Raw genomic sequence first — 26326 nt, 5'->3', positions numbered from 1 at the left:
ATGACCAGTGAGAACCCACTCAACGGCGTTTTGCCCAGGGGCAGTTCGGTAGTGGAGTCGGCGGTCGACGCGGTGGGCCTGCGCAAGGTCTACGGCCCGACGACGGCTCTCGCCGGAGTGGACTTCCAGGTCCGTGCCGGTGAGATCCACGGCCTGCTGGGGGAGAACGGCGCGGGCAAGTCGACGCTGGTACGGCTGCTGGCCGGCGTCGAACGACCCGACGACGGAGAGCTGCGCTTCTTCGGAGAGCTCGCCTCGGGAGGCCCCGGCGAACGCCGGGGAGCGGGTCTCGCCTTCATCCATCAGGATCTCGGACTCTTCCCGGAGTTCTCGGTCGCGGACACGATCGCTCTGTCGAGTGGGTACGTCCGGCGCGCGGGCCTGATCGACGAGTCGGCCACAGTGGCGGCGGCGCAGGCTGTGGTCGATCGCCTCGGGTTCGAATGTGACGTGACCCGGCCCGTGGGCGAACTGCCGCTCGCGGACCAGACGTTGGTCGCGGTGTGCCGGGCGTTGGCCCACGGTGCCCGGCTCATCGTGCTCGACGAACCGACGGCCTACCTCGAAGCCCGCCAGGCCAGGAAACTGTTCGACCTCCTGGCCGGGCTGCGCGCCGACGGAGTGGCCTGCGTCCTCATCACCCACCGCAGCGAGGACGTCCTCCGTGTCTGCGACCGGGTGACGGTCCTCCGGGACGGGCGAACCGTCGCGGTGCGTACGGCGGAGGAGCTGTCCGAGACGGAGCTGATCCGCCTGATCACCGGCAGAGGCGACGCCTCGCCGAAGGCGGTACGAAAGAGAGGGGCCCGCTCGGTCCGATCCGCCAGGCTGACCGCCGAGGGTCTGCGCGGCCGGGGCTTCGGACCGGTCTCGCTCGCCCTCCACGAAGGCGAGGTGCTCGGTCTGTGCGGACTGGCCGACGCGGGTCAGTTCGCGGTGGGCCGGACCTTGGTCGGAGATATGCCCCTTGAAGGGGGCACCCTCAGTCTCGACGGGCGCGCCTACCGACCGAGCGGTGTGCGTGCCGCGCTGGCGGCCGGGATCGGATTCGTCCCGGCCGACCGAAGGGCGGAGGGCCTCGCCGCCTCCCTCACCGCGGCGGAGAACATGCTGATGAGCCCGCCCGGACCGTGGTGGCGCCCGATGCGCGGGAAAGTCGATGAATCGACCTGCCGCCGGCTGCTCGAAACGTTCCGGGTGTCGCCGCCCCTGGCCGACCGCGACGTCTCCACCTTCAGCGGCGGAAACCAGCAGAAGATCCTGCTGGCCAAGTGGCTGGGCTTCGACCGCCGTCTGATCATCCTGAACGAACCGTCGGCGGGCGTCGACGTCGGCGCCAAGGCGGACATCCACGAGGAGATCCGCTCGGAGTGCGAGACCAAGGGCACCGCGGCCCTGGTCATCACCACCGACTTCCAGGAAATGGTCGACCTGTGCGACCGCGCGCTGATCATGCGGCGAGGGCAGGTCGTCGGTGAACTCGACGCGTCCCGACTCCACGCCGACCTGCTGACCGAGATGGCATACGGAGGAACGCTATGACCGCCCCGATCCGAGCGAGCGCGCCGAGCGCCGCTCCGCCACGTCACCAGCCCAGCTCCGGGAGCGTCGGCGTCCTGTCGCACCGCCTCGGCAGGTACGGCCTGCTCCTGCTGCTCGTGCTGACACTCGTCGTCTTCAGCCTGGCCCGGCCGGAGGAGTTCGCGACCTGGGACAACGTGAAGTCCACCCTCGACCAGCAGACACCCGTGATCATCGGCGGTCTGGCCGTGATGATCCCGCTGCTGACCGACTCCATCGACCTCTCGGCCGCGGCCAACATCTCGATGGCGAACATCCTGGTGGCTGGCCTCACCACGAACGACGGCCTGTCGACCCCGCTCGCAGTGGTGGTCGCGATCCTGGCCAGCACCGTCGTCGGCCTGGTCAACGGCCTGATCGTCGAGCGACTCCAGGTGACATCGTTCGTCGCCACGCTCGGCATGGCGACCCTGCTGAGCGGCGTCGGCCTGGCCTACAGCAACAGCGCCGACATCCTGACCGTCCCGCACGCCGTCACGTCGATGGCCCGCACGGAAACCCTCGGACTGCCGCTCTCGGTCTACTACGGCATCGTCTGCATGCTCGGCACGGCGCTGGTGCTCCGCTACCTGCCCGTCGGCCGCAAGCTCCGAGCGGTCGGCGCCAACCCGCGAGCCGCGGCCCTCACCGGCATCCGGCCGGGCCTGTTCCGGATCGCCGCCTTCACCTTCGGGGGCACCCTGGCCGGCGTCGCGGGCGTCGTACTCACCGGCCAACTCGGCTCGGCGACCGCCTCCGGGGCGGCGAACAGCCTCCTTCTGCCGATCTTCGCCGCGGTGTTCCTGGGCTCCACGGCCTTCACACCCGGCAGGCAGAACGTGCCCGGTCTGTTCGTGGCCGTGCTCTTCCTTGCCTTCGTCTCCTCGGGCCTGGTGCTGCTGGGCGCACCGCTGTGGGCATCGCCGCTGGTCAACGGCGCAGCACTGATCCTCGCGGTGGCGCTGTCCTCATGGGCGCTGCGCATCCGGGCCCGCCGGTTCCGCACCCAGCAACTGAAGCAACTGGACCGTGCGGAGAGCGAGGCGACCTGACCCGGCCCTGCCGGGATCCCGAGATGCCCTAGGTCCAGTGGCGGTCGAGAGGCTCCTGCAGGATGTCCAGCGCGAGGTCACGGAGGTGGAGGAGGTCGTCCAGGGTGGCGCCGGGCAGGGTGGACCACTGCCGTTCGGCGGCGCGCAGGGCGGCACCGACGACGCTGACAGCGAGGGTGGGACGCATGTCGGTGTCGGGATCCACGCCCTCGCGGGTGGCGAGGCAACGGGCCATACGGTTCTCGATCGACTTGGCGCGCTGCAGGTACGCGGCGAGGAGGGGCGGTGACTTCTCCAGAAGCCGTTGGGTCCGCAGCCACAGCTCGTCGGTGCCGTCGTTGCTCTCCCTCAGCTGTTCCACGGTCGTGCGCGTGGCGTTGCGCAGTGCGGTGACCGGAGGTTCGCCGGCCGGGCGGGCCTCCAGGGCGAGGAGGGCCTTCTCGTCGGCCTCGGTGACCAGGTCGAGGGCGACCTCGTCCTTGGTGGCGAAGTAGCGGAAGAAGGTACGCGGGGCGACCTCGGCGGCCTCGGCGATCTCGGCGACGGTCGTCTCGTCGTAGCCCCGTTCGAGGAACAGGCCGACGGCGGTGTCGATGATCGCGTACCGGGTGCGGAGCTTCTTGCGCTCCCGCAGGCTGGACACCGAACTCGGGTCGACCGCCACCTCTTAGTACCTCCTGCCTCATTTTTCCTGGGAGTCTGCCACAGGGGCCGGGGCCCACCGTCCCCACGAGGGCCCCGGCCGCGCGGGAAGTCATGCTGTCCGTCCTCCGTCCGCTCGCTGTGGAACGGACGCGCTTCCCGCGTTCGGAGCAGGCCCGCGACGTGCGGACCCGCGGTCATATGTGGACGGCCGCCCCTTCGACCTTCCTGCCGCGCCTGATCAGCAGGGCGATCAGGATGCCCACGACGCCGATCGAGCCGGTGACGATGAGGGCGTTGTGCAGGCCGTCCATGAAGGTGCTGTGCGAGACCTGGGTGATCAGCTGGGCTGCGGACTTCGGCGTGCCCGACGGCACCGGGGCCACGCCTACGGAGACCGCTTCCTTCGCCTGGTCGAGCTGGGCGTCGCTGAGGGTGGGGAGGTGGGCGTCGGTCCACCGGGAGGCGAAGACGTTGTCGATCTTGGCGGACATCACCGCGCCCAGGATGGAGGTGCCCAGAGCGCCGCCGACCTGCATGGCGGTGGACTGCAGACCACCCGCCACACCGGCCAGCTCGACCGGGGCGTTGCCCACGATCACATCGGTCGCGCCGACCATGATCGGCGCCAGACCGAGGCCCAGGATCGCGAGCCAGACCACGGTGGCATTGGTGCCCGAGCCGAGGTCCAGCGTGGACAGTCCGAACATCGCCACGGTGGTCAGCGCCATACCGGCGGCTATGGGCGGGAGCGGGCCGAAGCGGTCGATGAGCTTGCTGGAGATGGGGGAGGCGACGACCATCAGGCCGGTCAGCGGCAGCATCCGGGTGGCGGCGTCTACCGCGCTGAGTCCATGCACGTTCTGCAAATAGAACGTCAGGTAGAACATGACCCCGAACAGGGCGAAGGCCAGGATCAGCACGCACAGGGTGCCCGCCACCAGCGGCACGGAGCGGAACAGACGCAACGGCAGCAGAGGCTCCTTCGCGCGGGACTCGCGCAGCACGAACAACACGCACGCGACAGCCGCGCCGCCGAAGAGGGCGAGCGTCTTCGCGTCGCCCCAGCCGTAGTCCGAAGCCTTGATCACGCCGTACACCAGCAGGGCGAGGGTGGCGGAGAGCAGCACGATGCCGGGGACGTCGAAGGACTTGGCCTCACGGTCGAGGTGCGTCTCCTTGAGGAACAGCCCGCCCATGACGAGCGCGACGATGCCGACGGGGACGTTGACGTAGAAACACGCCTGCCAGCTGACGTGCTCGACCAGGAGTCCGCCCACGATCGGGCCTGCCGCGGTGGAGGCGGCCACGACCGCGCCCCAGATCCCGATGGCGGTGTTGAGCTTCTCCTCCGGGAAGGTGGCGCGGATGATGCCGAGGGCCGTGGGCTGGAGCATGGCGCCGAAGACGCCCTGCAGGACCCGCAGACCGATGATGACCTTGATGTCGCCTGACAGGCCGATGCCGGCAGAGGTGGCGATGAAGCCGAGGGCTCCGGCCATGAAGATCTTCGTGTGACCGAAGCGGTCGCCGAGCTTGCCGATGACGATCAAGGTGACGGCGATCGACAGCAGGTAGGCGTTGGTGACCCACTGGATGTCCGCGAGCGACGCGTCCAGATCCTTCTGGATGGCCGGGCTGGCGATGCCGACGATCGTGCCGTCCAGGGCCACCAGCATGACGCCGATCGCGACGACCACGAGTGAGAGCCACGGATGGCCGCGCAGCCATCCCGGGCCCGGCCGGGGCGGTGCGGCCTTCGCTCCTTCTGGCTTCGAGGTGACGCTCTGACTCATGGGTGGGGTCCTCCACGGATGCGCGACGGCTGGGGAAGGTGACCTCGAAACAATGTGGCACTCGACTGCCATTTGTCAATCTCGCTCAATTGGCATCGCGTAGGCGTATTGCATTCGGATGCCATATGATCACCTGTGCCGCGTCGGAACCGGAGGCGGCGCAGGTGCGGCCGATGGCAGCCCGGGCAACGGGGGCGCGGTCCCCGACCGCTTCGTCATGGAGGGCTTCTTCGCGATGGCTTCGTCCCCACGGGCAGGCGGGCAAGCGAAGGCTCCCGTAGCCGTCTCCCGTCCGTCGCCGATCCGCGAACTGCTCCTGGCGGCGGGCCTGTTCCTCGCCTACGAGCTGGACGGGTGGGCCGTCGAGGGAAGCCCGGGCGCGGCCCACCGCAACGCGCACGACGTCCGGCACCTGGAACGGATCCTGCGCCTGCCCGACGAGGAGACGCTCCAGCGCGGCCTGTCGCACAGTGACCCGCTCGTGCACGCGGTCACCACCTGCTATGCGGCAGTGCACGTGCCGGCGACCGTCGTCCTCCTGGTCTGGATGTACCGGCGGCACCCCGCTCGCTACGTCTGGATCCGGCGGGCCCTCACCGGGCTGGCCGGCGTGGCCCTCGTCCTGCATCTGTTGCTGCCGATGGCGCCGCCCCGGATGCCGGCCGGGACGGGGCCGGCCACCGGGACCCTGCCGGACGACTACGGGGCGATGCCGTCCCTGTACGTCGGTTGTGCCGTGGCGGTCGCCGTCGGACTGATCGTCACCACCCGCAGCCGACTGAGATGGCTCTGGTTGCTGCACCCCTTGCTCACCCTGCTGCTCGTCGTCGCCACCGCCGCCGACTACTGGCTCGACGGCATCGTCACCTGCGCCCGCATCGGCGCCGTGCTCCTGTTCGTGCGAGTTCCGGCACCCGCGTCGCCCGGAACGCCGGACCGACGCGCCAGGCGCCACCCGCTCACCCGCGTCCGGGGCTGATTCCGCCCCGGCCGCAGTTGCTTGTGGTCGGGGCCGCCTTGCCATCCGATGGCCCCAAGCCCATGGTGGATATTGCCCGCCTATGCGGGAGAAAGGTCAGAAACGCCATGGACGGATCCGGCCAGGAGATCGCCTCGCTCGTCGGCGCCCGTGTCGACACCTCCGCCGCTGTCGCGGTGACGGACCGAGCCGGCCGGGTGACGTACTGGAGCAGGGGGGCGGAATCCCTCCTGGGCTACACCGCCGCACAGATCATCGGCAGTTCGGTGGCCGACCTGGTCACCGCCGACGGAACGACGCTGCACCGCGACGGACGGCATCTGGACGCACAACTGCGGCTGAGCCCCCTGCTCGACACCGATCGGGAGGCGGCGTACCTGGTGACGGTCCACTCCGGCGAGGCTTCGGGAGCTCCCTCGGACGACGCGCTCATGCGGTGGATGTTCGAACAGCACCCCGCCCCCCTCGTCGTGTACGACCGCGACGCACGGCTGCTGCGCGGAAACGCGATGATGCTGCGGGCGACCGGCGTGTCGGAGGACGAAGCCCGCGGGCGACGACCGACCGAACTCGTCGACGACAGCGTGGCGGAGGAGGTGGAGCGGCGGATCCTCCGAGTGGCCCGGACAGGGAAGCCGGAGTTCACCGAGCCGTTCGTCAGGCTCCCGGGCGAACCCAAGGCGCACGCCTGGGCCGTCGACATCTTTCCACTCGACGACGGGGCGGGCCGGATACACGCGGTGGGCTGGGCGGCATCCGACTACTCCCAGCAGTACGCCTCCCGGGAGCGGCTCGCCCTGGTGAGCGAGGCCCGGACCTGTATCGGCTCCAGCCTGGACATCGTGACAACTGCCAGGGAACTCACGGAGGTTGCTGTCCCGCGCTTCGCCGACCACGTCAGCGTCGACCTGCTGGAACCGGTCTTCGGCGGCGAGTTGCCCGCGCCCGCCGACCCGCTCGGTCCCACCGTGCTGCGCCGCGCCGCCCACCGGTCGGCGTTTCCGCTGCCGTCCGGGACCGAGCCGAGTGCCGGAAAGACATGCCGTCATGCCCCGTCCTCACCCGTCGCCCAGTGCCTCGCCGACGGCAGCGCGGTGCTGCGCGAAGTCGCACCCCATGAGATCGGCCCTTGGCTCGCAGAGGAACACCTTCCGGCGGCGCTCACGGAGGCACTCGGGACGCACTCCTTGATCGCGGTGCCGATCCGTGCCCAAAGCACGGTCCTCGGGGTGGTGCTGTTCATCAGGTCCGCCACCTCGCGCGAGCCTTTCGCCCTCGACGATCTGGCTGTCACCGAAGACCTGGTCGCACGGGTCGCGGTCTGCCTGGACAACGCCCGCCGGTTCACCCGCGAACGCGCGATAGCGCTCGCCCTCCAGCGGAACCTGCTGCCGCACGGACCGATTGTGCACCCGGCCGTCGAGACGGCCGCCCGCTATCTGCCGGCGGGGAGAGGCGATCAGGCGGCCGGCGACTGGTTCGACGTGATTCCGCTGCCCGGGGCGCGGGTGGGCCTCGTCGTCGGTGACGTCGTCGGTCACGGCATCAACGCGGCGGCGACCATGGGCCGACTCCGCACAGCGGTGCGTACCCTCGCCGACCTCGACCTGCCGCCCGACGAACTCCTCACCCATCTCGACGACATCGTGACCCACACGGCGGACGGCCAGGACCCCGACGCCACCGGCGACATCCCCGGCGACGTCGGCGCCACGTGCTTGTACGCCGTCTACGACCCGGTCGCCGGCACCTGTTCCATGGCCACGGCCGGCCACCCGGCTCCGGTACTGCTCTCCCCGGACGGTGCCGGCAGTGTCGTGGACATACCCGTCGGCCCCCCGCTCGGCCTGGGGAGTCTGCCCTTCGAGGTGACCGAACTCGCCCTTGCCGAAGGGAGTTTGCTCGCCCTCTTCACCGACGGGCTCCTGGAGACCCGCACGCACGACACCGACGCGGGACTCCGCGACCTTCGTCATGCCCTTGAGCGGCCGGCCGCGTCACTCGACACACTGGCCGACGACATCCTGGAGACGCTGAGCTCCGAACCCCGCGACGACGACATCACCTTGCTGCTCGCCCGTACCCGAATCCTCGACCGGGACCATGTCGCCTCCTGGGACCTGCCCAGCGATCCGGCCACCGTCGCCGAGACACGCAAGAGGGTCCACGACCAACTCGCCCGGTGGAGCCTGGAGGAGGAGGCGTTCACCACCGAACTGGTCGTGAGCGAACTCGTCACCAACGCCATGCGCTACGGCCGGCCGCCCATCCGACTGCGGCTCATCCATGACGACAACCTCATCTGCGAGGTCTCGGACAGCAGCAGCACCGCCCCACACCTCCGCCGCGCCCGCGTCCTCGACGAGGGCGGCCGCGGTCTGTTCCTCGTCGCCCAGCTCACCGAACGATGGGGAACGCGCTACAACCGCACCGGCAAGACCATCTGGACCGAGCAGCTCATCCCTCTTCCACCACCGGACCAGGCCGCTTGACCGCCCTCCCTTGATTCATCGTGTGTCGTCCAGGGCGCCGGACATGAGTCGGCTGACCACCTCGGTCAGCAGATCGGTGCCCGCGCTGATGTCGTGGTCGTTCGTCAACTCGCCCTCGTTGTGGGAGATTCCCTCGATGCTGGGCACGAACAGCATGATCGAGGGCGCGATGTCCTTCATGTTGACCGAGTCGTGGCCGGCGATGGTCATCATGGTCTGGTGGCTGAGCCTCAGCTCGTCGGCGACCCGGGCGGCGAGTTCGACACCGGCCGCCGGGAACGGCGCCACGCCCCAACCATGCGTCTGTACCTGCTCGATGGAGACCGACGCGCGCTCCTCGATGCCCGGGATCGACTCGGCCAGCTTCTTGGCCGCCGCGTCGAGCAGGGCTTCGTCGGGCGAGCGCAGGTCGACGTGCATGCGCACCTCGCGGGCCACCACGACAGGGGAGTTGGGCTCGACGGTCATCTCGCTGACCGAGGTGTGCAACGGCAGGTCCGTGCTCTGCTCGGCCAGTTCACGCACCGCCACGACGAGGAGCGAGGCACCGAAAAGGGCGTCGCGTCGGTCCGCCATGATCGTGGATCCGGTGTGCGACTGCTCGCCGCGCACCACCACCTGGTACTTGCGTGCCGCCCAAGTGGCGTCCACCAGGCCGATGGTGAGCCCCTTGTTCTCCAGGTCGCGACCCTGCTCGATGTGGATCTCGGCGTACGCGGCCACGTCCGGTCCGGGGTAGTCGCCGATCGTGCCGATCTGGCGGAGGGCGGTCTCGACGGTGGTGCCCGCGGGGTCGGTCGTCGCGAGGGCGGTGCGGGCCGGCAGCTTCCCGGTGAAGACCGCGCTGCCCATCATGCTCGGCTTGAAGCGGGAGCCTTCCTCGTTGAACCAGTTGACCACCGCCACGTTGTACTTCGATGCGGCGTCGGAGTCGCCGTACTGGCGCACGGCCCGGTGTGCGGCGTGCGCCGAGGCCAGGACGCCGTACGCCCCGTCGTAGCGGCCGCCGAGCGGCTGGCTGTCCAGGTGGGAGCCGGTGAGGACGTACGGGGCTCCGGGCGTGACGGTGAAGAGACCGAACTGGTTGCCGACGCCGTCGTAGCGGACCTCGGCGCCACGGGCGGTGAGCCACTGGTGGAGCCAGGCGCGCTGTTCTCCGTCGGCGGCGGTGGCTGCCTGGCGGTCGACTCCGCCGGCGGGGGTGGCGCCGAAGGCGGAGAGGGTCGCGAAGTCCTTCAAGAGGGTGGCGTCGGGGGTGCTCATGATCACGTCCTGTCGGGGGTTGCGGGAGGGGGGAGTCGGGGGCTCAGGCGGCGGTCGCCGGTGCGCGGACCGTCGGGTCCTGGATCAGGTGCAGTACGGCCGGGAGTCCGCTCGCGCGGGCGCGGCGGAACGCCTTGCGGAAGTCGCGGTGCGAGGTCACGGTCTCGCCGTACGCGCCGTACGAGCGGGCCCATGCGGCGAAGTCCGGGTTGGTGAGCCGGGTGCCGGACGGGCGGCCGGGGTAGGCGCCCTCCTGGTGTTCGCGGATCGTCGCGTAGCAGCCGTTGTCGACGACCAGGGCGACGAAGACGGCGCCGTGGCCCACGGCGGTGGCCAGTTCCTGGCCGTTCATCAGGAAGCAGCCGTCGCCCGCGACCGACACGACCTCGCGTCCCGGGAAGACCAGCGAGGCGGCGACGGCGGCCGGTATGCCCATGCCCATCGCGCCGTTGCGGGGGGCGACGAGCGAGGACGGGGTGCGGTGCGGAAGGTGGCGGGCCGGCCAGAGGGCGTGGTTTCCGGCGCCGTAGGTGATGACGGTGTCGGGGGTGAGTTCCTCGCGCAGCACGCTCATGACCGCGGTGAGGTCGACGTAGGCGTCGTCGTCCGAGGCCGTCGTCTCGGGTGAGGGAGTGGAGAAGTGCGCGTGTGCCTCCCCGGCCGCCTTGAACCATGCGACGTCGGCATCCGGTGACGCGGGCGTGGTGACCAGGTCGAGGACGAAGGACGGTGCGTGGGCCGAGACGAACTGGTCGATGCGCCCGCTGTGGCCCTGTGCGTCGCCGGGCAGGACGAGCACCGTCTCCGAGTCGAGACCCCGCGTGTATCCGTCGCTGAGCACGTCGCCGCGAGGGGCGCCGAGGAAGACGGTGAGGTCCGCCTCGTCCAGCAGCCGGGCGGCGTGGTCGCCGCGGCCGTAGCCGAGTGAACCGGCGTAGGCACCGGTGCCTTGGAGGTCGTGGGGGACGGCGTCGTAGGCGCGGAAGTCGGCGAGGACGGGGATCGAGTGGCGGGTCGCCCAGCGCATGAGTTCCTGGCCGCTGTCCGCGGTCCAGCCCTCGCCTCCTACGACGATCAGCGGGCGGCGCGCGTGCTCAAACCGCCGTACCAGTTCCTTGAGTTCGGCCTCGGCGGCGCGGGGCCGGGGCACCGCCAGCGGCTGGACCGGGCGGGAGGTACCCGCGGGCAGGGTGAGGACGTCCTCGGGGAGGCCGATCACCACGGGACCCGGCCGACCGCTCCGCGCCACGTGGACGCACTCGGCGACGACACGGGCGGCGGCGGTCGGGTCGTCCAGCATGACGACCTTCTTCGCCGTGCTGCCGAACCACCCGGTGAGGTCGAACTCCTGGAAGGACTCCCGGCCCCGGTCGGGCACCGGGACCAGACCGACGAAGAGCAGCATCGGGGTCGCGTCCTGGTACGCGGTGTGGACGGCGATGAAGGCGTTCGCGGCGCCCGGACCCCGGGTGACCATCGCGACCCCGGGCAGCCCCGTGAGCCTGCCCTCGGCCAGTGCCATGAAGCCCGCGCCGCCCTCGTGCCGGGTGACGACCGTCGAGATCGGCGAGTCGTGCAGGCCGTCGAGGACGTCGAGGAAGGATTCGCCGGGAACGCCGTACACCCGCCGTACGCCTTCGCGCTCCAGCTGCGCGACGAGCAGATGGCCGGCGGAGAGGGGGCGCTCGGAGGGCTCGGGAGACTCGGGTGCGACGTTCGCCATCGGGTGTGTGTTCCTTCTCTTGAGGCCGCGGTTGCCCGGTCAGTGTTGCTTTCGGGGCGGCCGGAAACACGGGGCAAAGGCCCCCGGATACGGCCGCAGCGATGTGCAGATGAACAGAGGTGGATGCGGGGCCAGGCTCCGTAACACGAAGTTTTCATCCAGTCTTCGTGGTGCGACGTGGCGCATTGGTCATCTGCACAGTCGACGGCCCGTGGCGGTGTGCTTCTGCTCCTTGTGGCCGGTGAAGGGGTCGATGCACGGTGGGCCGACCCGATGGCGCCCGCACAGTCCCCAGCCGCTTCCTCTGCTCAGACCGGAGTCCCCGTGACCGCTCCCGCCTCCCCGCCGACCCCCGACAGCCGGCTCGACGCGACGAAGATGCGCAGGATCTCCCTCGCCAGCATGGTCGGCACCACGGTCGAGTGGTACGACCTGTTCCTGTTCGGCACCGCCTCCGCGCTCGTGTTCGGCAAGGTGTTCTTCCCCGAGTTCGACGGGGCCGTCGGCACGATCCTGTCGTTCCTGACCTTCGCCTCCGCCTATCTGGCGCGCATGGTGGGGGCCGTGCTCTTCGGTCACTTCGGGGACCGGCTCGGCCGCAAGTCCATGCTGTTGATCTCCCTGACGGCGATGGGCGTGGCCACCTTCGCCATCGGCCTCGTCCCCGGCTACGGCACCCTCGGCGTGGCCGCACCCCTCCTGCTGCTCGGCCTCCGGGTGATCCAGGGCCTCGCGCTCGGCGGCGAGTGGGGCGGCGCCGTACTGATGACCGTCGAGCACGCGCCGGCCGATCGACGCGGGTTCTTCGGCTCCATGGTCCAGATCGGCGTGCCGATCGGGACGCTGCTCGCCAACGGGGCGTTCCTGCTGGTGGCCTCCACCACGAGCGACGACGCGCTGTACTCGTGGGGCTGGCGTATCCCCTTCCTCGCCTCGGCGCTCCTTGTCGGCATCGGCGTGTACATCCGGCTCCACATCGAGGAGACGCCGTCCTTCAAGGCCGTCCGCGACGAGGGAGCCAAGGCGAAGATCCCGTTCGTCGCCCTGATGCGCCGGTACTGGCGCCAGGTGCTGCTCGGCGGTGTCGCCACCCTGTCCACGGGATCGACCTTCACCCTGATGGTGGCCTCCGGCGTGAGCTACGGCACCAACGACCTCGGACACTCCAAGAACCTGATGCTGTGGGCGGTCATGGTGTCCTGCGCCGTCGCCTTCGTGGCCATCCCGTACTTCGGCCGGCTGTCCGACCGGGTCGGCCGCAAGCCCGTCATCTACGCCGGCATCGCGGCGGAGGCCGTCCTTGCCTTCCCGTTCTTCTGGCTGCTGGACACCGGTTCGGCACCGCTGGTCTTCGTCGCCTACGCGCTGATGATGCTCGCCTTCTCCGCCAACTACGGCCCCATCGCGACCTTCCTCGCCGAACTCTTCGGCACCCATGTGCGGTACTCCGGCCTCTCGGTCGCCTACATGCTGTCGGGCCTGCTCGGGTCCGCGGCGACGCCCGCCATCACCGCGTGGCTGCTGACGGCCACCGGGAACAGCTCCTCGATCGCCTGGTACGTCCTAGGCGCGGCGACCCTGTCCCTGCTGGCCCTGTTCCTGCTCGCCGAGACCCGGTTCGGGGACATCGACGAGCCGGGCCTGGCGTCCAGCTCCGCCGGCCGCCCGATCGGGGCCGTCGCATGAGCAGCCGTACGAGCGTCGACGGGATCAGGCGGATCGAATCGCCGCCGGGCGTCCCCGCCGCCGTAGGCCCCTATGTCCAGGCGACGTCCGCAGGCGGCTTCGTCTTCACCACCGGCCAGATACCCGATGCTCCGGGAACGTCGACCGGCACCTTCGAGGACGACGTCCACGCGACCCTGCGCAACCTCGAAGCAGTCCTCCACGCGGCAGGCTCGGACCTCGACCACGTCGTCAAGGTCAACACCTACCTCAGCTCACCGGACCAACTCGCGCCCTACAACAAGGTCTACGAGACGTACTTCGCCGAGCGCCGGGCGGCGCGGACGACGGTGTGCGTGGGGCTGTGGGGCGTGACCCTGGAGATCGACTGCGTCGCGGTGGTCCGGACGGAGGGGGAGCGGTGAGCGTCACGGCGACAGGGCAAGTAGCCCTCGGGCAAGCGGAGTTGCTGGAGCGCCTCACGCATGTCGACCTCCCCACCCTCGGCCACCTGCTCGAAGACGGCTTCGTCGACCCGGCCGTACGACGGCTCGGGCAGCCGCGCCGGATGGCCGGTACGGCCGCCACACTCGCCCTCGACGTTCCGGACGCCACGGCCGTGAACCGCGCGCTCGTCGCACTGCGCCCCGGTGAGGTGCTGGTCGTCGACATGCGCGGCGACCGCACCCACGCGCCGATCGGCGCCGTCACGGTCGCGGCGGCGCGAGCGCGAGGCGCCGCGGGCATCCTCGTCGACGGCGTGGTGACCGACGTGGACGCGCTCACGGATCGGCACTCCGGCCTGCCGGTTCACGCCCGCGGCACCAGCTGCCTGACCACCAAGCGGCTGGACGGCGAAGGAGGGCGGCACCAGGTTCCCGTGCACATCGGCGGTGTCCGTGTCGCACCGGGCGACATCGTCCTCGGCGACGCCAACGGCGTGATCGCCCTGCCGCCGGCCGCGCTGGCCGCCGTAGTACGGCAGGCGGAGTTGTCGGACGCGGCCGAGCCGGGACTCCTCGCGCGGATCCGGGCGGGCGAGGACCTGCGGACGCTTCTCCACCTCGGCTGATCCACCTCGGCTTCGCGAAGGAAGGAAGACGGAAGACACATGACGGAATACAAGATCGTCGACCCGGCCACGAACAGGCTCGTGCGGCGGTATTCGACGGCCGACGACGCCACGGTCGACCGCGTGGTCGAGGCGGCGGCAGCGGAGTTCGCCGACTGGCGGCGACGCCCGGTCAAGGAGCGCGCCGAACTCGTCCTCGCCGTGTCCCGGGAGTTCGAGAAGCGGCGCGAGGAACTGGCCGCGATCATCACGCGCGAGATGGGCAAGACCACCCGCGAGGCACGGGGTGAGGTGGACCTGTCGGCCGCGATCTTCGCGTACTACGCGGAGCACGGCCCGGACTTCGCGGCCGATCAGCGGCTCGACATCCGCGGCGGCGACGACGTGGTCGTACGGTCCGAACCGCTCGGCGTGCTCCTCGGCGTCATGCCGTGGAACTACCCGTACTACCAGGTGGCCCGCTTCGCGGCGCCCAACCTCGTCCTCGGCAACACGATCATCCTCAAGCACGCCCCGAACTGCCCCGAGTCGGCGCAGGCGATCGAGGACATGATGCGGGCGGCCGGACTGCCAGCCGGTGCGTACGTCAACGTGTACGCCACCAACGAGCAGGTCGCCCGTGTCATCGCGGACCCGCGGGTCCAGGGCGTCTCGCTCACGGGCTCGGAGCGCGCCGGACGCGCGGTGGGCGAGGTCGCGGGCCGTCACCTCAAGAAGTACGTCCTCGAACTCGGCGGCTCCGACCCCTTCGTCGTCCTGCCCGACGCCGATCTGGAGGTCGCGGTCGGCGCGGCCGTCGAGGGCCGGATGGGCAACGCCGGACAGGCATGCACCGCGTCGAAGCGGTTCATCGTCGTCGACTCCGTCTATGACCGTTTCCTGGACGCCTTCACCGACGCGGTGCGGGACCTGACCGTCGGGGATCCCACCGAGGACGGCGTCCCCTTCGGGCCCTTGTCTTCCGAGGAGGCCGCCCGGACCGTGATCGCGCAGGTGGACGACGCGGTGGCGAAGGGCGCGACGGCGGTGACCGGAGGCAAGCGGCCCGCCCGCGAGGGTGCCTTCGTCGAACCGACCGTCCTCACCGGCGTCACCCCCGGCATGCGCGCGTACCGGGAGGAGATCTTCGGCCCGGTCGCGGTCGTCCACCGGGTCCCCGACACGGAGACGGCGATCCGCCTCGCCAACGACACGCCGTACGGCCTGGGCAGTGTCGTGTTCGGCCGCGACCTCGACGCGGCGAAGGCGGTCGCCGACGCGCTCGACGTCGGCATGGTCTCGATCAACGGCCCTTCCGGCACCCAGGAGGACCTCCCCTTCGGCGGGGTCAAACTCTCCGGTGTGGGGCGGGAACTGGGTGCGTACGGGATGAGCGAGTTCGTCAACCGGAAGGTCATCCGCGTGCGGGGATGAGCGCGTTGCTGCCGGGCGGGGAGGAGCAGGCCAGGATGGAGCACATGCACACTCCGCCCTCGCCCTCGGCGCTGCCCCCGCCGGACCCACATGTCGTCGCGCTGGCACGCCAGTGCCTGGAGGAGATCGACAGCCTGGTCGACGAATGGGCCGAGTACGTGGGGCCGCTGCGCGCCTCCTACTCGGAGCTGGTCTCTCCGCAGGACTTCCGCGACAGTGCCTGGCAGGCGTTCGAGGTGCTGCTGCGCACCGTGGCGCGGCTTCCGGTGCCGGAACACATCGCCGGTGTCTCCGAGCGGGTCGGCGAACAGCGGGCGCGGCAGGGCGTTCCGCTGGACGCGCTGTTGCAGGCCGCCCGCGTGGACTTCCGGGTCGTGTGGGCCGCGCTGGTCCGGCGCGCGGGTGACGAGGGCAGGGCACAGTTGGTCAACTCCGCCTACTACGTGTGGGAGGCGGTCGAGCACCACGTCACCGGCATCATGACCGCCTATCAGCGCACCGTGCTGGAGATGGGGCGGCGGACGGAGGACGAGCGGCGGCTGTGGTTCAGTCGGCTCCTGGACAGCGACGGCCGCAACCCCACCGTGGTGCAGGACGCGGCGCGGGCGCTCGGGTTCCAGGTGTCCGGACACTTCCTGTGCGCGGTCACTCCCGGCGGCGGTGAAGCCTCCCTGCGCGGAGTCGCCAACGCACTGCGCGGTCTCGGTGCCCCGCTGCAACAGCAGGCGGTCGCCTCGGACATGGTCCTGGTCGTCCAGTTGAGCCCCCGGCTGACCCGGGACGCGGTGCTGGCACAGCTTCAGGGGACGCCGTGCGGTGTCTCCTCGGAGGTGACCGGGCTGACCGAGGTGCCCCGTGCGGTGACGCTGGCGATCGCCACAGCCCGTGTGCTCCCGCCCGACGCCACCGAACCGCATCGCCTGGAGGACAGCTGGCTCGACGTGCTGGTCCATCGGGCCGGGGACCTCGGCCGGGATCTGGCGGCCGATGTGTTCGGCGGCCTGCACGCGGGAGCTCCTCCGGCGGAGGTGGACCGGCTCCTGGAGACCGTCCAGACGCACCTGTCGGGCAGCGGCTCCGTCGCCGACACGGCCGCCGCCCTGTACTGCCACCGCAACACCATCCAGCAACGGCTCAACCGCTTCGCCGAACTCACCGGCCGCGACCCCAGGCGCCCCGAGGACGCGGCCCTGGTGGTCCTGGCCCTCAGCGCGAACCGCCTGCCGCTGATGTGACGCGGGTCCAGGTACCCCCGACCAAGGTGTCGGGGGGTGCGAAATTGGACCATAAGAGTTGATTTTCCTGACAGAAGGGGATGTCGAATCAACTCCCGGGTGCGCAGTCTGGGGTGCGCAAGTGCTGAGCGAGCACCCGGAACCTGGAGATCAGAGCCATGCGCAACCCAGATGTCACGGAGCCCCCCACAAGGGGAACGCATCCGCATACCGCCGCCGCGCCGACCCGCGGACCCCGTCGCGCCAAGCACGTGATCGCGTCCACCGTGACCGCCGCCGTGCTGGCGTTGATCGCCACCCTCTTCGGCCCCCTGGCCACCGCGCAGGCACAGACCTACCCGTGCCCGGGCGGCCCGTCCTCGGGGGCGTCCTCCTCCGGGTCGAGCTGTCCCACCCTGCACAACCGGGACATCGTGGCGGAGGCGGCCATGCCGGCCACCCTGTACCGCGGGGACTCCCGGCCCCCGATCGCCGACGACAACCAGGGCATCTTCAACACCGGCTTCTGGTCCCGGGGCACCAACTCCGACATCGTGTCCCACGTCCAGGGTGACCGCTCCCTGAACAGCGAGTACATCTCGACCTCGGGCACGCAGGGCGTCGCCGACGACTTCGCGCGCAGCCAGGGCGTGAACAACCTGGCCTCCATCGCCCTGAACAACCAGTGCTCCACGGGCCGGCTCGTCGCCTACGCGATCCTTCCGGGGATCGGCCCGTTCCTCATGGAACGCTGCCTGCGCGGCACGATCACCGCCCGCACGTTCGTCTACACGATCGACCCGGCATACGCGCGCAACGCGCTGTACGTCCCCGACCAGATCCGCAGCAACACGGACCTCTACAACCACTACCGCACGCAGAACGAGTGGGCGTACGTCCGGCACATCCCGAACTGGGCGATCACCGGCGCCCGCATCTACACGATGACCGCCCGCTACAACCGCGGCCTGCTCGTGCCGTCCACGATCACGTTCCAGTACGACCAGTTCGTGGCCAACCCGCACCACGCCCAGACCCGCATCACCTACGACCCGGCCACCGACCGCGGCGCCGACTGGAACTACGACACGACCCTGAACTCGCCCACCGCGAACAGCTACTCCCGGGGGTGCAGCTCGATCACCAGGTGCCGGAACGGCAGCTGAGGGACGGCTCTCCGTCCGGCGGCGGGTGGTTCACGGTCACCCGTGAGCCACCCGCCGCTTCAGCGCTCTTCGTGGCCTTCACGATGGCCGGTCGCCTGCTCACCGACGAGCGGTCGCAGTGTCCGATGGGCGATGCGCAGGCCCTGCTTCACCTTGTCCTCGGTTCCAGACCAGACGGGGTCTTCGTGTTCCACGGAGACGGTGCCGGTGTAGCCGAGTTCGTGGAAGCGGTCGACCACACGGCGCCAGTCCACCTCGCCCAGACCGGGCACCCGGTAGCGCCACCAGCCCATCTCCCAGGGGTCGTCGCCCTTGTGCACAGTCCCGAAGAAGCCGAACCGGTCGCGCTTGGCGGGGAAGAGCTCGACGTCCTTGGCCTGGGTGTGGATGATCCGGTCGATGTACGGCTCGATCGTCGTGAGGGGGTCGACGCCGATCCAAGTGAGGTGCGAGGGGTCCCAGTTGAGGTAGAAGCCGAGCCCGAACATCCACTCCCACAGTTCGGGGGAGTAGGCGAGGTTGCCCGGATATCCGTCGGGGTGCCAGCCCTCCATCACACAGTTCTCGATCACGATCTTGACGCCGCGGTCCGCCGCGTAGCCGACCAGCTCGGGGAGGATCTTCTCGCCCTCGCGCAGGTTCTCCACGACGGAGAGCCCCGGATCGCGTCCGATGAACGTGCCGACCGACTCCACACCCAGCCGTGCCGCCACGTCGATCACGTGCCGGAGATGGGTTCTGATCGCCTCACGGGTCGCGGGGTCGGGGTGCAGGTTGTTCTCGTAGTAGGCCAGCGAGCTGATCTCCAGGCCGGTGCGGCGCAGCAGTTCGCGGGTCGCGTCCTCGTCGGCCTGCGAGAAGGTCGCCACCGGGAGATGGGAGGCCTCGAAGTCGCGGCCACCGGTGTTCGGCCACACCGCGACTTCGAGGGTCTGGTAGCCCTCGGCCGTGGCCCAGTGGGCGATCTCGTCAAGAGACAGGGAGGAGAGGCAGGCGGTCAGGAATCCGAGCTTCATGGCGCGGGTCCTTCGGTGAGAGGGGTTGAGAGGGAAGGGAGGGCGGCCGGGGAAAGGAGTCACCGGCGCCGGTCGGCCGGGGGAGGGGAGGCACAAGCGTCGGTCGGCCGGGGGGAGAGACGGAGGGGAGGCGCGAGCGTCGGTCGGCCGGAAACCATGGTCCGCGTGCTCCGGTCACCCAGGCACCGTGGTCCACACGCGCCGGTCCGCCGAAGCCAGGACCGCGTCCACCAGGTTCGCGGACCGTACACCGTCGAGCACGGTGGGCAGGCCCTCCGGAGCCTCGCCGCGCAGAGCCGCATAGGTGTCCTTGACGAAGTTCTCGAAGCACTCCAGATAGCCCTGGGCGTGTCCGGCCGGTACGAGCGAGAGGCGGGCCGCCTCTCGGGTGTTGGAGGTCGGATCGCGGACCAGGGTCTCGGTGCGGTTGCCGTAGCCGAGCCACAGGGACTCGGGCAGTTCCTGGTCGAAGACGGCGCTGGCGTCCGCGCCGTCGAGTTCGAACCACAGCCGGTTCTTCCGGCCGGCCGAGACCTGGGAGACGGTCGCGGACACCAGGACCCCGTCCGTCGTCCGCCCGAGTACGCCGACCGCGTCCTCCGTGGTGACCGGGACCCGCGCCGAACCGGCGAGCGGCGCACCGGAGAACGTGGGACCCCCGGCGTCGAGCCGTTCGGCCACCGTCGTGGCGGTCTCGGCCAGTACCTCGGAGATCCGGACCCCGGCCACCCACTCCACCAGGTCGAACCAGTGCGAGCCGATGTCGGCGAAGGCCCTCGACGGGCCGCCGGCCACCGGGTCCACCCGCCAGCTGGTGCTCTCCGGCGGGAGCAACCAGTCCTGGAGATACGAGCCGTGCAGCAGCTGCCAGGGACCGAAGTCGCCGGCCGCGACCCGGGTCCGCAGCTCGCGGACCATGGGGTGATAGCGGTAGACGAACGGCACGGTGGCGATCAGGCCCGAGGCCGCGGCGGTGTCGGCGAGCAGCCGGGCGTCGGCCGCCGAGGTGGCGATCGGCTTCTCGCAGATGACGTGCTTGCCCGCGAGCAGCGCGTCGCGCGCCTGGGTGACGTGGAGGTGGTTGGGCGTGCAGATGTGGACCACGTCGACGCGGTCGTCGCTCAGGACCGCGTCGACGTCCGGGTAGCCGACGTCGAGCTGCCAGTCGTGTGCGACCGCCCGGCTCCGCTCGGGTGAGGAGGCCAGGACGCCGACCACGTCGGCACCGGCCGCGCGGGCGCTGCGGACATGGACTCCCGCGATCATGCCCGCGCCGAGGACGGCAATCCGTGGGCGCGGGATACGCGGACGTCGTACGGGGGTTTCGGCGACGCGTGTGGTGTGCCCAGTCGGGGCGGCCATGCAAGATCCTTTCGGCATGTGCCGTACGGGAGCTCGCTGTTCCGGTCTCATCCAGGGCCAACAGTAAGAGGCATACTTCTGTCAGGAAAGCCCTTTGAATATTGTCGTTTCTGGAATATTAATCGTCCGTTGGTGTCGTCGGCCTTTCCAGGGGGAGTGAACGTGGCAGCACGACTGGGCGCACCGGGCAGCGGCTCGCGCCGTCATCCCGACGCGGTGCGCAGCCAGATAGCCCGGCTGATCGCGGCCGGTGAGGCGTCCCACCGTCTGGACCTGTCCCGGCTCACCGGGCTTTCGCGGTCCTCGATCCACACGCACGTACAGGATCTGGTGGACGCGGGCCTGTTGCACGGGGAGGACGCCGGCGGCGGGGGAAGAGGCCGGCCGGCACTGCGGCTCAGCCTCGCGGGGGACGCGGGCGTCGTGCTCATCGCCGACCTCACCACCTTCTCGACGCGCTGCCTGGTGACCGACCTGACCCAGCGGGTGCTCGCCGACACGACCGTCCCCTGGCCGCTCGCCGAGGGCCCGGAGCGCACCGTGAACCTTCTGGTGGACCAGTTCGCCGACCTGCTCGAACAGGCGAAGGTCCCGGCGGACCGGCCCCGTGTCCTGGTCGTCGGACTGCCAGGTCCGGTGGACGTGGCACGCGGCATGGCCGTCCGCCCGCCGATCATGCCGGGCTGGGACGGCTTCCCGGTGGCCGAGCGGCTCGGGGGTGCGCTCGGCTGCCCCGTCCTGGTGGACAACGACGTCAACCTCATGGCGCTCGGCGAGGCGCGGACGGTGCCGCCCGAGCAGTTGCCCGTGCTGTTCGTGACCGTCGGCGCCGGCATCGGCGCAGGCTTCGTGCTCGCCGACGGGACGCTGCACCGGGGCGCCGACGGCGCGGCCGGAGACATCGGGCACATTCGTGTCCCGGGCGCCGAGGAGGTGGTGTGCCGGTGCGGAAAGGCGGGCTGTGTCGAGGCGGTGGCGTCCACCGCGGCGCTCGCGCGGCGCCTGGTGGCGACCGGTGAACCGCCCCTCGACGTGGCGGAGGACGGTGCCGCGATGCGGGACTTCCTGGCACGGCTGCGCGACGGGCTGCCGGACGCGCTGCACGCGGTGCGCGCCGCCGGGGTCACGCTGGGCGAGGTGATCGCCCTGTGCATCCACATGCTGAACCCGCGGCACGTCGTGGTCGGCGGCGAGATCGTCGAGGCCAGCGACGACCTGCTCTCCGCGGTACGGGGCGTGGTGTACCGGCAGGCCCTGCCGCTCGCCACCCGCGAACTGTCCATCACCCGCAGCGAGTTGGGGCGGGACGCGGCGATGGTCGGGGCGATGGTGCTGGGCATCGAGCACCTGCTCTCACCGGCCGGGATCGGGCGCTTCCTGGGGCCGCGCGACACCTCCTGAGCCGGGCGGTCCGTCCAGCGGACCGGCGGCCTTTACCGCCTCTCACCGTCGCCACTAGCTTCCATCGTGTCTCGCACGTCCGGTCTCATCCACCGGCGGACTCGCTCCGCTCGACCGCGACCTGGGAGACACGGTGAATGGATCAACCCCTCGTGCACGCATCGGCGTTGTCGGCGCAGGCATGGTCTTCGACGCCTACGCCCGGGGCCTCAACTGGTACGGCGACCTGCCGATCATCAGGATCGCCGACATCGACGTCGGCAGGGCCCGCGCCAAGGCCGAGCTCCACGGCATCCCCGCGTACGGCACGCCCGCCGAGCTCTACGCGGACCCGGACGTCGACGTCGTCGTCAACATCACGCCTCCCGTGGCCCATTGGGAGGTGACCCGGGACGCGCTCGCCGCAGGCAAGCACGTCTACAGCGAGAAGCCCCTCGCCGCGACGGTCACCCTGGCCCGCGAGAACCTGGCACAGGCCGAGGCGGCCGGACGCGTCCTGGCCGGAGCCCCCGACACGTTCCTCGGCACGGCGGGCCAGACGGCACGCGCCGCCGTCGACGGCGGCCTGATCGGCACGCCCTTCGCCGCCACGTCCTTCGTCCGCTCGTCCAAGGTCGAGGCCAAGCACCCCAACCCCGGCTTCTTCTTCCAGCCCGGCGGCGGCCCGACCCTCGACTGGGGCCCCTACCACGTGGCCGCCCTGGTCAACCTGCTCGGACCCGTCGCCGAAGTCGTCGGCACGAGCACGATCCCGAGCCCCCGGATCACCGTGACCACCCCGGACCGCGTCGTCGACGAGGTCGAGGTCACCGTCCCCACGACCGTCGCCGCCATCCTCCGCACGACCTCCGGCGCGATCGTCTCCACCCTCTACAGCTTCGACATCTGGGACATGACCCTGCCCCACATCGAGGTCTACGGCACCGGGGGCACCCTGAACATCCCCGACCCGAACCGCCATGACGCTCCCGTCCTCATCAAGCGCCGTACGGACACGGACTGGTCCGAACTCCCGCCGGTCATCGCTCCCACCCGCGCCCCGGAAGCCGGTCCCTTCCGCGGCCACGGCGTGAACGACCTCGTCGAGTCCCTGCACGGTCAACCACTGCGTGTCCCGGGCGAGTTCGCGCTGCACGTGCTCGAAGTGCTGGAAGCCGTCGAGGAGTCGACGTTCGCCGCCGGAGCCCGGGCCATCACCAGCCGCGCCGAGCGGCCCGCGCCCGCGGCCCTCCCGCAGTCCGTCTCCGCCTGAACCCCTCCGCCTGAACCCCTCCGGCCCCGCACGCCGGCACCGATCCCGTGCACCATCCCCATCGATCTCGCACGTCCTTGAGAGGAAAACCCCATGCAGCGCAGAACCCGTGCAGTCGCGCTCGCGGCTGCGGCGATGCTGGCAGGCGCCGGTGTCACAGCGTGCGGCGGCGGCTCCGGTTCCGCCTCCGGTGACAAGACCATCACCTACTGGGCGACCAACCAGAGCACCAGCCTGGACGCGGACAAGAAGGTCCTCCAGCCGGAGATCGACAAGTTCACCCAACAGACCGGCGTGAAGGTCAAGTTGGAGGTCATCCCCTCCGCCGACCTGCTCAACCGCATCCTCGCGGCGACGACCAGCGGCAAGGGCCCCGACGTACTGAACATCGGCAACACCTGGTCCGCGTCACTCCAGGCGACCGGGGCCTTCGTCGGCTGGAACAAGGAGATGCTGGCCAAGGTCGGGGGCGAATCCCGTTTCCTGCCAACGGCGTTGAAGTCCACCGGCGCCGTCGGCCAGGACCCGGCGAGCCTGCCGCTCTACACCAGTTCGTACGAACTCTTCTACAACAAGAAGCTGTTCAAGGCTGCGAACATCACCTCGCCGCCGAAGACCTGGAGCGAGTTCGTCGCCGACGGACACAAGCTCACCAAGGACACCAACAACGACGGCAAGACAGACCAGTGGGGTCTTGGCCTCCAGGGCGCCTCGTCCTCGTTCGCCGCGCACTTCGCGTTCATTCTCGGCACCCAGCACGGAGCCAAGGTCTTCAGCGGCCACAAACCGAAGTTCGACGACACGGGCATGGTCGACGGGATCGACCAATGGCTGTCCTGGATCGGCAAGGACGGCATCGTCAACCCGTCCGACGCCGAGATGACCGACAAGGTCGCCCTCCTGCAGAACTTCGCGTCCGGCAAGGCCGGGATGATCCTCGCCCAGTCGTCGACCGGCAAGACCCTGGGCCAGTACAAGCTGACGACGGCCGACTACGGCGTCGTCCCGGTACCGGCCCAGGACCCGGTGGTCGCGGGTGGCAAGGACATCGGCTCGTTCGTCGGCGGCATCAACGTCGCGGTCTTCAAGAACACCGGGAACCTCGACGGCTCGACCCAGTTCGTGAAGTTCCTGACCAGCGCCAAGGAACAGGTGATCCTCAACAAGACCTACGGGACGCTGCCCTCGGTCACCGATGCGAAGGACCCGGCGTTCGACACCCCGACGCTGGCCGTGGCCCGCGAAACTCTCAACTCCCGGGCCGTACCGCTCCCGCAGATCGCCGAGGAATCCCAGTTCGAGACCCTGGTCGGCCAGGCGATGAGCTCCTTCGCCGCGCAGACCGCGACCGGAAAGCAGCCCGGCAAGGCCAAGATCAAGAGCGAGATGACCGCAGCTGACCAGAAGCTCGAAGCGGGCAGCTAGGAGCAGGACCATGGCAGTCATCACTCCCTCCGGGACACGAGAGAGCCCCGAGGCCCCGGACACACCGAAGCGGTCCGTACGAGGCAGCCGCTTCCGGGGGCGCGGTCGCCGCTGGATCCCGTACGCCTTCCTGCTCCCCGCCCTGGCCCTCGAACTGCTCATCCACTTCGTGCCCATCGTGCTCGGCGTGGCGATGAGCGGCCTGCGCGTGACGCAGTACCAGATCAGCCACTGGTGGGACGCGCCCTTCACCGGCCTCGGGAACTTCAGGATCGTCCTGGACTTCGACGGCCCCACCGGCAAGGCACTGGCCCAGTCCTTCTTCGTCACCCTCGGCTTCACGGCCGTGGTCCTGACCGGGGCCTGGCTGGTCGGTATGGCGGCGGCGCTCGCGCTGCAACGCGCCTTCCGCGGCCGGGGGTTGCTGCGGACGCTGTTCCTCGTGCCGTACGCACTGCCCGCGTACACGGCGGTCATCACCTGGCGTTTCATCTTCCAGCGCGACAACGGCATGCTCAACCACCTGCTCGGGCAGCTCGGGCTGATCGACTCCAACCCGTTCTGGCTGATCGGCCACAACGCCTTCTGGGCCGAGTGCGTCGTCGCGATCTGGCGGATGTGGCCCTTCGCCTTCCTGATCCTCATGGCCGGTATGCAGGCGATACCGGGCGAGGTCTACGAGGCGTCGAGCATCGACGGAGCGGGCCCTTGGCGGCAGTTGCAGATGATCACCCTGCCGCTGCTGTCCTCGGTCAACAAGGTGCTGGTCCTGGTGATGTTCCTGCACACCTTCAACGACTTCAGCACCCCGTACATCCTGTTCGGCGGCTCGGCGCCGCCGGCCGGGGACCTGATCTCCGTGCACATCTACCAAAGCTCGTTCGCCACCTGGAACTTCGGCCTCGGCTCGGCCATGAGCGTGCTGCTCCTGCTGTTCCTGACCCTGGTCAGCGCCTGCTATCTCGCTCTCACCCGGAGGACGGGCCATGAATCATGACACCCCGGGCTACCGGGCCTTCCGGTACGTCACGTTGACCCTGCTGTCGGTGTTCGTCGCGGCCCCGCTGTACGTCATGCTGGCCTCGTCGCTGAAGACGCTCCCCGACGTGCAGGGCGAGTTCACCTGGTTCCCGTCGTCGCCGACGTTCCAGTCCTTCATCGACATCTGGCACACCGTGCCGCTCGCCCAGTACTTCGTCACCTCGCTCGTCGTGGCCGTGTCCGCCACGGTGCTGTCGGTGCTGGTGGCGATCTTCGCCTCGTACGCGTTGAGCCGCTGGACGTTCCCCGGCAGCGCGAGCTTCAAGGGGGCGGTGCTCGCCACCCAGATGTTCCCCGGCATCCTCTTCCTGCTGCCGCTGTACCTGCTGTTCGTCTACGCCGACCAGAACCTCGGCACCGACCTGGTGGGCACCCGCACCGGGCTCATCGTCACCTACCTGACCTTCTCCCTGCCGTTCGCGGTGTGGATGCTGGTCGGCTACTTCGACACGGTGCCGCGCGACCTCGACGAGGCGGCGAAGGTGGACGGCGCCGGCCCGCTGCGCACCCTGCTGCAGATCATCGTGCCCGCCGCGACACCCGGAATCGTCGCCGTGTGCATCTACGCCTTCATGACCGCCTGGGGTGAAGTGCTCTTCGCCTCGGTCCTCACCACCGAACAGACCCGCACCCTGGCCGTGGGCCTGCAGGCCTACTCCACCGAGGCGAACGTCTACTGGAACCAGGTCATGGCCGCCTCCCTGGTCGTGTCCGTCCCCGTGGTCGCCGGCTTCCTCCTCCTCCAGCGCTTCCTCATCACCGGGTTCACCGCAGGCGCGGTGAAGTGACGGT

The 26326-nt window shown here is 70.0% G+C and carries 21 protein-coding genes; 15 read left to right on the top strand and 6 right to left on the bottom strand.

The genetic code is table 11. From position 1 onward, the window contains the following. A complete protein-coding gene (locus AB0I69_RS36675; protein WP_363100053.1) occupies positions 1–1542 on the top strand; it encodes a sugar ABC transporter ATP-binding protein in 1542 nt (513 codons plus the stop codon). Further along, complete coding sequence (locus AB0I69_RS36670) at positions 1539–2612, top strand: ABC transporter permease (protein ID WP_363100052.1); 1074 nt, start codon at positions 1539–1541, stop codon at positions 2610–2612. The genes AB0I69_RS36675 and AB0I69_RS36670 overlap by 4 nt, the downstream gene beginning before the upstream one ends. A 28-nt stretch (positions 2613–2640) precedes the next feature. Here the strand turns inward: AB0I69_RS36670 and AB0I69_RS36665 are convergent, their stop codons facing one another. Both AB0I69_RS36665 and AB0I69_RS36660 read right to left on the bottom strand, forming a co-directional pair. Then, positions 2641–3276: a TetR family transcriptional regulator gene (locus tag AB0I69_RS36665; protein ID WP_363100051.1), complete on the bottom strand. Its 636-nt coding sequence runs from the start codon at positions 3274–3276 to the stop codon at positions 2641–2643. A gap of 175 nt (positions 3277–3451) precedes the next feature. Then, complete coding sequence (locus AB0I69_RS36660; protein ID WP_363100050.1) at positions 3452–5050, bottom strand: MFS transporter; 1599 nt, start codon at positions 5048–5050, stop codon at positions 3452–3454. 235 nt (positions 5051–5285) lie between these two features. Here AB0I69_RS36660 and AB0I69_RS36655 point away from each other — a divergent pair, with 235 nt between their 5' ends. Next, the gene (locus tag AB0I69_RS36655; protein WP_363100049.1) at positions 5286–6029 is read left to right on the top strand and encodes a phosphatase PAP2 family protein; all 744 of its coding nucleotides are present in this window, start codon (positions 5286–5288) and stop codon (positions 6027–6029) included. A gap of 107 nt (positions 6030–6136) precedes the next feature. Next, a complete protein-coding gene (locus AB0I69_RS36650; protein WP_363100048.1) occupies positions 6137–8521 on the top strand; it encodes a SpoIIE family protein phosphatase in 2385 nt (794 codons plus the stop codon). A 15-nt stretch (positions 8522–8536) separates the two neighbouring features. Here AB0I69_RS36650 and AB0I69_RS36645 read toward each other — a convergent pair whose 3' ends face one another. After that, positions 8537–9784 carry a M20 family metallo-hydrolase gene (locus AB0I69_RS36645; protein ID WP_363100047.1) on the bottom strand — a complete coding sequence of 416 codons (1248 nt, stop codon included), beginning with the start codon at positions 9782–9784 and terminating at the stop codon, positions 8537–8539. Between the two features lie 43 nt (positions 9785–9827). Further along, the gene (locus AB0I69_RS36640) at positions 9828–11507 is read right to left on the bottom strand and encodes a thiamine pyrophosphate-dependent enzyme (RefSeq protein WP_363100046.1); all 1680 of its coding nucleotides are present in this window, start codon (positions 11505–11507) and stop codon (positions 9828–9830) included. 324 nt (positions 11508–11831) lie between these two features. Here AB0I69_RS36640 and AB0I69_RS36635 point away from each other — a divergent pair, with 324 nt between their 5' ends. From AB0I69_RS36635 to AB0I69_RS36610, 6 genes are all read left to right on the top strand, one after another. Continuing rightward, a complete protein-coding gene (locus AB0I69_RS36635) occupies positions 11832–13193 on the top strand; it encodes an MFS transporter (RefSeq protein ID WP_363100045.1) in 1362 nt (453 codons plus the stop codon). Next, positions 13190–13597: a Rid family hydrolase gene (locus AB0I69_RS36630; protein WP_363100044.1), complete on the top strand. Its 408-nt coding sequence runs from the start codon at positions 13190–13192 to the stop codon at positions 13595–13597. The genes AB0I69_RS36635 and AB0I69_RS36630 overlap by 4 nt, the downstream gene beginning before the upstream one ends. Further along, complete coding sequence (locus AB0I69_RS36625) at positions 13594–14244, top strand: RraA family protein (protein WP_363100043.1); 651 nt, start codon at positions 13594–13596, stop codon at positions 14242–14244. The genes AB0I69_RS36630 and AB0I69_RS36625 overlap by 4 nt, the downstream gene beginning before the upstream one ends. 39 nt (positions 14245–14283) lie before the next feature. Beyond that, a complete protein-coding gene (locus tag AB0I69_RS36620; RefSeq protein ID WP_363100042.1) occupies positions 14284–15657 on the top strand; it encodes an NAD-dependent succinate-semialdehyde dehydrogenase in 1374 nt (457 codons plus the stop codon). Further along, a complete protein-coding gene (locus AB0I69_RS36615; RefSeq protein ID WP_363100041.1) occupies positions 15654–16892 on the top strand; it encodes a helix-turn-helix domain-containing protein in 1239 nt (412 codons plus the stop codon). The genes AB0I69_RS36620 and AB0I69_RS36615 overlap by 4 nt, the downstream gene beginning before the upstream one ends. 158 nt (positions 16893–17050) lie before the next feature. Then, entirely contained in the window at positions 17051–18037 is a 987-nt protein-coding gene (locus AB0I69_RS36610; RefSeq protein WP_363100157.1) for a hypothetical protein, read from the top strand. A 59-nt stretch (positions 18038–18096) separates the two neighbouring features. Here the strand turns inward: AB0I69_RS36610 and AB0I69_RS36605 are convergent, their stop codons facing one another. Both AB0I69_RS36605 and AB0I69_RS36600 read right to left on the bottom strand, forming a co-directional pair. After that, the gene (locus tag AB0I69_RS36605) at positions 18097–19053 is read right to left on the bottom strand and encodes a sugar phosphate isomerase/epimerase (RefSeq protein WP_363100040.1); all 957 of its coding nucleotides are present in this window, start codon (positions 19051–19053) and stop codon (positions 18097–18099) included. Positions 19054–19227: 174 nt separating this feature from the next. Continuing rightward, positions 19228–20415 (bottom strand): Gfo/Idh/MocA family oxidoreductase, encoded by a 1188-nt coding sequence (locus AB0I69_RS36600; protein ID WP_363100039.1) that lies wholly within the window; start codon positions 20413–20415, stop codon positions 19228–19230. Between the two features lie 162 nt (positions 20416–20577). On the opposite strand from AB0I69_RS36600, the gene AB0I69_RS36595 reads away from it, so the two are divergent. From AB0I69_RS36595 to AB0I69_RS36575, 5 genes are all read left to right on the top strand, one after another. Beyond that, positions 20578–21816 (top strand): ROK family transcriptional regulator, encoded by a 1239-nt coding sequence (locus tag AB0I69_RS36595; RefSeq protein ID WP_363100038.1) that lies wholly within the window; start codon positions 20578–20580, stop codon positions 21814–21816. A 133-nt stretch (positions 21817–21949) separates the two neighbouring features. Continuing rightward, on the top strand, positions 21950–23068 hold the full coding sequence (locus AB0I69_RS36590) for a Gfo/Idh/MocA family oxidoreductase (protein WP_363100037.1): 1119 nt from the start codon (positions 21950–21952) through the stop codon (positions 23066–23068). 93 nt (positions 23069–23161) lie between these two features. Next, positions 23162–24493: a sugar ABC transporter substrate-binding protein gene (locus tag AB0I69_RS36585; RefSeq protein ID WP_363100036.1), complete on the top strand. Its 1332-nt coding sequence runs from the start codon at positions 23162–23164 to the stop codon at positions 24491–24493. Positions 24494–24503: 10 nt separating this feature from the next. After that, the gene (locus AB0I69_RS36580) at positions 24504–25490 is read left to right on the top strand and encodes a sugar ABC transporter permease (protein WP_363100035.1); all 987 of its coding nucleotides are present in this window, start codon (positions 24504–24506) and stop codon (positions 25488–25490) included. After that, positions 25480–26322, top strand: coding sequence for a carbohydrate ABC transporter permease (locus tag AB0I69_RS36575; protein ID WP_363100034.1), 843 nt, complete (start codon positions 25480–25482; stop codon positions 26320–26322). Before AB0I69_RS36580 ends, AB0I69_RS36575 begins: the two co-directional genes overlap by 11 nt. Positions 26323–26326: the final 4 nt, after the last annotated feature.

It is taken from the genome of Streptomyces sp. NPDC050508 (assembly GCF_040655155.1).
Classification (GTDB): Bacteria; Actinomycetota; Actinomycetes; order Streptomycetales; family Streptomycetaceae; genus Streptomyces.
This window is presented reverse-complemented; position numbering and strand designations above follow the sequence as displayed.

What these genes read in the sequence shown, in the direction of transcription:
- AB0I69_RS36675 (WP_363100053.1), top strand. Translation starts at nt 1, where the DNA reads ATGACCAGTGAGAACCCACTCAACGGCGTTTTGCCCAGGGGCAGTTCG.
- AB0I69_RS36670 (WP_363100052.1), top strand. Translation starts at nt 1,539, where the DNA reads ATGACCGCCCCGATCCGAGCGAGCGCGCCGAGCGCCGCTCCGCCACGT.
- AB0I69_RS36660 (WP_363100050.1), bottom strand. Translation starts at nt 5,050, where the DNA reads ATGAGTCAGAGCGTCACCTCGAAGCCAGAAGGAGCGAAGGCCGCACCG.
- AB0I69_RS36655 (WP_363100049.1), top strand. Translation starts at nt 5,286, where the DNA reads ATGGCTTCGTCCCCACGGGCAGGCGGGCAAGCGAAGGCTCCCGTAGCC.
- AB0I69_RS36650 (WP_363100048.1), top strand. Translation starts at nt 6,137, where the DNA reads ATGGACGGATCCGGCCAGGAGATCGCCTCGCTCGTCGGCGCCCGTGTC.
- AB0I69_RS36645 (WP_363100047.1), bottom strand. Translation starts at nt 9,784, where the DNA reads ATGAGCACCCCCGACGCCACCCTCTTGAAGGACTTCGCGACCCTCTCC.
- AB0I69_RS36640 (WP_363100046.1), bottom strand. Translation starts at nt 11,507, where the DNA reads ATGGCGAACGTCGCACCCGAGTCTCCCGAGCCCTCCGAGCGCCCCCTC.
- AB0I69_RS36630 (WP_363100044.1), top strand. Translation starts at nt 13,190, where the DNA reads ATGAGCAGCCGTACGAGCGTCGACGGGATCAGGCGGATCGAATCGCCG.
- AB0I69_RS36620 (WP_363100042.1), top strand. Translation starts at nt 14,284, where the DNA reads ATGACGGAATACAAGATCGTCGACCCGGCCACGAACAGGCTCGTGCGG.
- AB0I69_RS36615 (WP_363100041.1), top strand. Translation starts at nt 15,654, where the DNA reads ATGAGCGCGTTGCTGCCGGGCGGGGAGGAGCAGGCCAGGATGGAGCAC.
- AB0I69_RS36610 (WP_363100157.1), top strand. Translation starts at nt 17,051, where the DNA reads ATGCGCAACCCAGATGTCACGGAGCCCCCCACAAGGGGAACGCATCCG.
- AB0I69_RS36605 (WP_363100040.1), bottom strand. Translation starts at nt 19,053, where the DNA reads ATGAAGCTCGGATTCCTGACCGCCTGCCTCTCCTCCCTGTCTCTTGAC.
- AB0I69_RS36600 (WP_363100039.1), bottom strand. Translation starts at nt 20,415, where the DNA reads ATGGCCGCCCCGACTGGGCACACCACACGCGTCGCCGAAACCCCCGTA.
- AB0I69_RS36585 (WP_363100036.1), top strand. Translation starts at nt 23,162, where the DNA reads ATGCAGCGCAGAACCCGTGCAGTCGCGCTCGCGGCTGCGGCGATGCTG.
- AB0I69_RS36580 (WP_363100035.1), top strand. Translation starts at nt 24,504, where the DNA reads ATGGCAGTCATCACTCCCTCCGGGACACGAGAGAGCCCCGAGGCCCCG.
- AB0I69_RS36575 (WP_363100034.1), top strand. Translation starts at nt 25,480, where the DNA reads ATGAATCATGACACCCCGGGCTACCGGGCCTTCCGGTACGTCACGTTG.